The 8,032-nt window shown below is 64.0% G+C and carries 5 protein-coding genes; 2 read left to right on the forward strand and 3 right to left on the reverse strand.

Annotated features, from left to right (window positions below):
- Positions 1-235 precede the first annotated feature (235 nt).
- A complete protein-coding gene (locus G3N93_RS29285) occupies positions 236-910 on the forward strand; it encodes a TetR family transcriptional regulator (protein WP_174932521.1) in 675 nt (224 codons plus the stop codon).
- Between the two features lie 90 nt (positions 911-1,000).
- On the opposite strand, the gene G3N93_RS29290 is transcribed toward G3N93_RS29285, so the two are convergent.
- From G3N93_RS29290 to G3N93_RS29300, 3 genes are read right to left on the reverse strand one after another with little or no spacing between them, the layout of a single operon-like run.
- Complete coding sequence (locus tag G3N93_RS29290; protein ID WP_206134523.1) at positions 1,001-2,452, reverse strand: short-chain fatty acid transporter; 1,452 nt, start codon at positions 2,450-2,452, stop codon at positions 1,001-1,003.
- A gap of 25 nt (positions 2,453-2,477) precedes the next feature.
- The gene (locus G3N93_RS29295) at positions 2,478-3,413 is read right to left on the reverse strand and encodes an ornithine cyclodeaminase family protein (RefSeq protein ID WP_206134525.1); all 936 of its coding nucleotides are present in this window, start codon (positions 3,411-3,413) and stop codon (positions 2,478-2,480) included.
- Between the two features lie 23 nt (positions 3,414-3,436).
- Entirely contained in the window at positions 3,437-6,883 is a 3,447-nt protein-coding gene (locus tag G3N93_RS29300) for a molybdopterin-dependent oxidoreductase (RefSeq protein WP_206134524.1), read from the reverse strand.
- Positions 6,884-7,066: 183 nt separating this feature from the next.
- Here G3N93_RS29300 and G3N93_RS29305 point away from each other — a divergent pair.
- A partial coding sequence (locus tag G3N93_RS29305) for a LysR family transcriptional regulator (protein WP_307873435.1) occupies positions 7,067-8,032 on the forward strand: 966 nt, incomplete at its 3' end.

Below are 8,032 nucleotides of genomic sequence, written 5' to 3' on the forward strand. Positions count from 1 at the left end.
CGCGGGCGCCGTCCAGACGAAACGGACGGCCGACGTGCGCGACACGGGCCGGGTTGCGATGCCGCGCGCGCGCAGCCGTGCATCGACGCGGGCGCCCGTCTTGCCCGAACCGCCGACGATGAGGGTGGGAAGTGCCGACATGACCGTCTCCTTTGACTAAAATACGAGAATGTCTCGCGTTTCAAAAACACGATAGACTCTCGCATTAGCAACGTCAAGTTTTTCTGGAGGCGGCATGGGCCGACAAAAATCGGGGCAGAACGATGGGCCCGGCGCAGCGGCAGCGGACACGGCAGACGCGCCGGCCCGTGCCCGTCTGGTGCCGACGCAGCAGCGCAGCCGCGAGCGGTTCGAGCGCATCCTCGCGTGCGCGTCGGACGTGATGATCGAGAAAGGCTGCGACGCGTTCCGGATGAGCGACATCGTCGAACGCACGGGCATCTCGTTCGGTTCGCTGTACCAGTACTTCCCGGACAAGGCGGCCGTGATCGGCACGCTTGCGGAGCGCTACAACGAAGCCGGGCACGTCTGCGTGCGGCGCGACCTCGCGACGATGAAGACGCTCGACGATCTCCACGCCACGCTCGCCCGCATCACGGACAGCTACTACCGGATGTTCGTCGACGAGCCGCTGATGCGCGACATCTGGCGGGCCACGCAGGCCGACCGCGCGCTGCAGGCACTCGACCGGGCGGACGGTGAGTTTCTGGCGGGGTTGTTCGCGGATGCGCTGGGCGAAGTGGCGCCCGATACGCCGCATGCGCAACGAAGCGCGTTCGCCGAGCTGATGATGATCCAGATCGCGGCGGCCGTGCGCCATGCGATCACGCTGCCGCCGAAAGCGGCGCAGCAGATCCTCGCGATGTTCAAGCGGACATTGCCGCGGGATCTGTCGGTACTGGGCGCGTAGTCGTGTCAAACGAAGGACGCGGCCGGCACCGACTTCACGACGCGCCTACCGGATACGCAATCTGCCGACGGCAAACACGCCTGACGTGCGTCACGGCATGACGGGCGGATGGTAGCCGAGCGTGCTCGCAAGCGCCCAGAGCATGAAAATCACCAGCGGCAGATGCACCATCAGCTGCGTGAACGTGAACCCCACGATGTCGCGGGCACGCAGCCCGAGCACGCCGAGGAGCGGCAGCATCCAGAACGGATTGACCAGGTTCGGCAATGCCTCGGCCGCGTTGTAGACCGTCACCGCCCAGCCCAGATGGACGTGCAGCAGTTTTGCCGCCTCGATCACGTAGGGCGCCTCGATGATCCACTTGCCGCCGCCGGACGGCACGAAGAATCCGAGGATGGCCGAGTACACGCCCATCACCGCGGGAAACGACGATGGCGACGACAGCGCGACGAAGAAATGCGCGAGATGATCGGAGAGCGGCAGTCCGGCAGGCGCCGATGCCCTGGTCAGGATGTACGCAATGCCGCCGTACAACGGAAACTGGATCAGCACACCTGCGACCGACGGCACGGCACGCGCGACGGCATTGAGGAATCGCCTCGGTCGCCAGTTCAGCAGCATGCCCAGCATCAGGAACACGAAGTTGTACGTGTTCAGATTCGAAATCGCGATCAGCGGATTTTTCGTCGTGAACTCGTGCGCCACCCAGATCGTGCCGATCGCAACGATCGCGAGGGTGACGAGCGGGCTGTACTCGAGCCAGTCACCCGGGCGAGCCGGGCGCGGGATCGTGGCGTGGGCCTCGTCGAGCGGAATCCCGAGCTCCGCCGCCGTCTTTGCACGCGCGCCGCCGGGCGCGGACAACCAGGCAATCAGCAGCGACACGACCGTCAGCACGGCCGCCATCAACATCGACTGCGGCAGGAAGATGGTTTCCGCGAACGGAATGACGCCGGAGATGGCGAGCAGCGTCTTGGGCAAGCTGTCCGGATTCGCTTGCAGTTGCGATGCGGACGAACTCAATCCAAGCGCCCACGTCGCCCCCATGCCGAGATAGGCAGCCGCGCCCGCCGCCCGGTAGTCCATGCGCAGATCGGCGCGACGCGCCAGTGCCCGAACCAGCAGGCCGCTGAAGATCAGGCTGATCGCCCAGTTGAACAACGAGGCGACGATGCTGACGAGCGCGACGAACGTTACGGCCGCCCGTCCGGACGACGGCAAACGCGCGAGCCGGTCGATCAGTTTCGATGCGGGTGGCGATACCGCGACGACATAACCCGAAATGGCCACGATCGCCATCTGCATCGTGAACGGAATGAGACTCCAGAAGCCGTCGCCGAACGCCACGCCGACCTGCCTGATTGGCGCACCGATGGCCGTCGCGCCCGCCGCCACGATGACCACCGCGATCGCAGCGAAGATATAAGCGTCCGGGAACCACTTCTCCGACCAGCGCGCCACGCCGGCGGCCATCCGCTCGAGCGCGCCTTCGCGGTCCGTCGCCGGCGCACCCACGCGCGGCACCTCCATCAGATCCTTCATCGTTGTCTCCTTGTCCGCCAACACCCTAGTTTGATTTTTCATAGACCTGGATCGCAGCGGCCAGGTCCTCCAACGCGGTACCGACGGCCTTGAACACCGTTCGCTGGCCGTCGTTCAATCTGCCTTTCGCTTCACCCCTGCACAATGCCGACAAGGTCCGGTTCAAGCCGCCGATCGCAATGACATCCCGCGACAGCGGGCCAAGAAGATCACCGGACTTTTGCGGTGCTTCGTCCGTATCGACGTAGATCTCCGCATTCCGGAAGCAATCGTCGTCGGCCTCGCGCATGCGCGGCGTAAAGCTGCCGATCAGGTCGAGATGCGATCCCGGCGCGAGCCACTTGCCGGCGACGACCGGCTCCGTCGCAAGCGTCGCACAACTAACGATGTCCGCGCGCCGAACGCTTTTCTCGAGATCAGTCACGGGCTCCGCGTTGAAGCCGAAATCCGTCAACCGATTGACCAGCTCGGCCACAGCCCGCGGATTCCTGTCCCAGACTTCGACGTCCGAAATCGGCAACTGGCTGCGATACGCGAGCGGGATCAGGCTGCCAACGCGTCCGGCGCCCAGCAGGACGAGACGCGACGCATCCGGACGCGCCAGATAGGTCGCGGCCAGTGCCGATGCGGCCGCGGTGCGGCGCGATGTGATCTCGTCCCCGTCCAGCTGCGCAAGCGGTCGTCCCGTCCGCCCGTCATAGAGCACATAAGTCGAGTGCAGCCCGGGTAATCCGTGCCTCGCATTGCCCGGGAAGATGTTGACCGTCTTGATGCCCAGATAGCCGGTGTCTTCCCACGCAGGCATGATGAGAACCGTGCCCTCGTCTTCACTGCCGGAATGAATGGCATGCGCATGGCGAAGCGGCACGTGGCAACCGTCGACGAACGCCTGCCTCAGGCGCGATACGAGCGATTCAAAATCCAGTGCATCGCGTGTTGCCACGGCGTCAAAGTATTTCATGGTGAACATTTCCTTCAGCGGGTTCATGCATCGATGGCAACGTCGGTTGCCGGAATGGCCTGGCAGGCGAGACACACATCGGGTTCATCGGGCCCGTGTCCGCTCAAATGCGCGACTTCGCCCGATACGACCTTGACCGCGCAGCTCTCGCACTGTCCGACACGGCAGCCGCTCGGCATGACGACCCCGAGCGACTCCGCGAACGACAGCAGGCTTCCGTCGCGAGGCGTCCAGGTGGCCTCGCGACGCGATCGGGTGAACTGGACGACGAAGCGTTTCGACGGGTCGGGCGCCGGCCTGGACGGCGACCTGAACGCTTCCTTGAAGATGTCGAAGGGCGGAACACCGCGTTCGATCAATCCGGCGGTAATCGCCTGCATCATCGGTTCCGGGCCGCACAAATAAAACCGTGCACGCCGTCGAATCAGGTCGTCACTGACGACGTCCGCTGTCAGATAGCCTTTCATCTGGTAGTCGCGCCCGAGTACCTCGTCGTGCGGGTGGTTGTAGCAGTTGACGACTTCGAGCTTCGGCAGCCGCTGCTTCAATCGCTCGATGCGTTCGCGGAATGCGTGCGTCCCGCTGTTCTGGTTTGCATAGAAGAGTCTCGATTCCGGCGCCTGCGTCCCCCGATCGCGGATCGACTCCAGATAGGAGATGAACGGCGTGATGCCGATGCCGCCCGCGAACATCACGACGGGTTGCTTCGACGCCGGCGGTACGATGAAAGTGCCGGCGGGCGCACCGAGCAAAACGGGATCCCCCACCTTGAGCGATCCATGTATGTAGGAGGACATCGCCCCTTCGAACGGAACGCCGTCCCCCGTTCTGCCCTTCTGGTGGCGCACCGAGATCGAGTAAGTCCGGCGATCGTTTTCGCAGGCGGCGCCCGTCAATGAATAGGCGCGTGTCGTCCCCCCGTCGCCAAGCGTCGGAACGTGCACGGTCACGTGCTGCCCGGGCAGGTAGTCCGGCAACGCCCCACGGTCCGACGCCCGAAACGTGACGGTTCGCACGCCGCTCGCTGCCTCATGGATGGCGGATACGACAAAATCCCGCCGCCCTTTCCACGACCGGCGCGACGGATCGATCGACGGGTCCGGACGGATGCGGCAGCGCACGGAACGCAGCGGCGACGATCCGCTCACCGGGTCGAGTGTGGCCGCCGAAACAAGTCGATTGAAGTTGCTGTGGTTTCGCCCTTCCACGGCGAGCGAATCCATGCCGATCTCGTCGCAGGCCTGCCACCAGCCGTATTCGGCCACGATCACGTCATGCGCCAGCTCCGGCACGAGGCGCGCCTTGAAGCGCGCCGAGCCGTTCTTCGTTTCGATCAGGAACCAGTCGTCATCGACGATGCCGTGCTCCGCCGCCAGCGCGTCGTTGAGTTCCGCGACGGGGTACGGCGCGCGGCGGCGCAGGCTCGGGAGCCCGCGGTGCTGACTGTGGCAGTAGTACCCGTTCTTCATCGAGGTCAGCGTACAGGGGAAGCGACGGCGATCGTTCACGCCCTCGCCCAGCCCATGCTGCGGCGGCACGTATTGAGGAACCGCCGGGTAGCCGTGACGATGCAACTTCTCGGAATACAGTTCGACCCGCAACGTCTCCGTGTTGAAACCGCGTGCGCCGTCAGGTGTCGACGAAGCGTATCGACGCTCGCATTGAGCCAACGGCCTGGCGATGCCCTCCGGATGCGCGCGCAGCATCGCGACGTCCATTCCGAGCGGCTCGAGCACGTGATTCCACCCCGCCTCGATACTGCCGCCGAAGAACCGGTCCTTCATGCCGAGCCGAACGGCCAGATCGAAGACGATGTCGTAGTCGGCGCGGCTTTCCCCTCTCGGCGGCACCATGCGCTGTCTCAACTGGACGAGTTCGACCGCGCGTTCGTTGATCTCGAAACCGAGCCGCAAGCCTTCCCGCTCCCACGGCGTGTTCACGGGCAGCAGGATGTCCGCGTAACGGGACGACGGCGTCTCGAAGAGATCGCAGTGAACGTGAAAATCGAGCGCGCAAAGCGCATCGTGGGCGATGCCGCCGTCCGCCTGAGACAGCACCATGTTCGTGCCGAACGCGAACAGTGCGCGGATCCGATAGGGCTCGGCGTCGAGAATCGCGCGATAGACGTCGCGCGCCGTCACCCAACCCTGCGACGGCGGGCCGAGCGGCCGTTCTTCGAGGCCGAGCGCCTTCGCGCGTTGCCCCGGGTTCAGCATCGCGTAGCTGCTGACCGCATTGGCCGGCTGCTTCGCCCATTCCCGATTGGAGCCGCGCGTATCGAACGCGCCCGTCAACGCATACAACGTCGCAATGGAGCGCTCCGTCTGCGTGGCATTGGTGTGCATGCCCACGCCGGACCACGCGTGATAGGCAATGCCCTGCCCGGGATGCAGCATTTGAGCGGCCTTCATGATGTCGGCTGCATCGACACCGGTGATCTCACTGGCATGTTCCGGCGTATACGCAGCAAGCGCACGCGAATAGAGGTCGAACGCAGGCGTGCATTCCACCTGCGTGCAACGGCCGGTCGAGTCAGTGATCCCGACGTGGCGCGTGCCGGCCATCAATAGATCGGTGAGTGCCGTACCGGCTTCTTCTTCGACCAGTTCAAGACGATCGAGCGTCTGGTTCCAGAGTGCGTATCGATTGCCCGATGCGCGTGGGTCGATATCCCGTTCACGCAGAAACCGTCCGGAATCGGCACGCACCAGCAACGGGCCGTTCGTCCATCTCCGAAGGAAGGGTTCGTCGACGTTGCCGATCGCGATCATCTGCCTCGCGATGGCCATGGCGAGCGCACCATCGGTTCCGGGATTGACGCGCAGCCACAGGTCCGCCTCGCGGGCGAGCGGCGTCGGCCGCGGATCGACGACGATCAGCTTCGCCCCCCGGCGGCGGCCTTTTGCGATCGCATCGGCCTGGGCGAGCCACGTATTGGCGGGGTTGTTGCCCCACAGAACGATGAGATCCGCATGCTGATAATCCGCGGTGGGCATGCCGCAGCCGAACGTAAAGACATGCGCGCTGTCCTTGTGCCAGTTGCATATCTCGGTCGCGTAACAGATGTTCGGACTTCCGAACAACCAGACGAATCGTTCGACCCAGTCGATACTGTCGCTCATGGGTGTGCCGCTCGGCGTCGTGACGCCGAACGCCACCGATTCGGCGCCGTTCTCGCGCTTGAAATGCGCAAGACGCTCCGCGATCTCGGACAGCGCCTCCTCCCAGCCGATACGCAGCCAGCCCGGATCGGCGGCACCCTTGGGCCGGGTCCGCCGCATCGGATACAGCACCCGGTTCGGGCTATGCACGAGTTCGGGGGCGGCTTTCCCCTTCGTGCACATCGCATGGCCGGTCGGATGCGTTTCATCGGGCCGCACCTTGATCATCATGTCGCCACGCACGACGTTGACCGTGCCGCACCGTGACCGGCACAACGTGCAATAGCCTTTTTTCTCCTGAATGTCCATCGATTCGCATCATCCGCTTCATGTTTGACTCCATGCTAGGAAGCGGACACGGCTATGACAAATTCATCCTTTTGATGGCCTGATATATATTGAATCAATATCACGCAACCCGATTCGATGTACCGTTCGGACCTTCGAGGCGGCGCCGTTCCGGAACCGCCCGGATTTCTCGGAGCCTCGCCCGTGAGCACGCACATCACGCTTCGCCAGATCGAGTATTTCGTCTCCGTCGCCGACACCGGCCAGATTTCGCAATCGGCCAACCTGTGCTCGGTCTCCCAGTCGTCGATGACCATCGCGCTGAAGAATCTCGAGGAGATGGTGGGCGTCACGCTACTTCAGCGTCATTCGAGAGGGGTGCGACTGACACCGGCAGGCGAGCGGTTCCTGCGTCACGTGCAACACGCGACCCTGTCGATCGATCGCGCCGTGGTGGCGGCGCAGGAAGAACCCGAGCAGATCTCGGGGCATGTGCGGATCGGCGTGACCGAAACCATCTCGGCTTATCTGATGCCGTCGCTGATGTCGGTCATTTCCCAGCGGTTCGGCAACCTGAGCGTGAGCATCGTCGAAGGCGAGCGCGAAGCGATCGAGGACATGCTCGTCGATGACCGCCTCGATATCGCGCTGCTATTGGTGTCGAACACGGCAGAGATTCGGGACTTGAAATACGAGACGATGCTGCGCTCGCCGCGCAGGCTGTGGACCCATCCGGATCATCCGCTGCAGGAAGCGCATCGGGTCACGCTGGAGGACGTCGCACGCGAAAACTACCTGCTCCTGGACATGGACGAGCACCTGCGCACCGTCGGCAAGTATTGGGGAAGCTACGGCATCACGCCGAACGTCTGGATGCAGAGCAAATCGATCGAGGCCGTCAGGAGCCTCGTGGCGCTCGGACAAGGCGTCACGATCCTGTCGGATCTCGTTTATCGTCCCTGGTCGCTGGAAGGAAACCGGATCAGCCGCCGCAATCTGAGTGTGACCGTCCCGACGATGGATGTCGGCGCGGTATGGCGACGGGGAGGTGCAACGTCGACGCCGTGCCGCGCGCTGCTGGAATTGTTTCGGTCGTGGAAAAAAAGCGCGCGAGAGACGCGCGCCATGCAGGCGGTGCGTGATCGACAACGGACCAGCGCAACCGTTCGT

The organism is Burkholderia sp. Se-20378, assembly GCF_017104665.1.
GTDB lineage: Bacteria > Pseudomonadota > Gammaproteobacteria > Burkholderiales > Burkholderiaceae > Burkholderia > Burkholderia lata.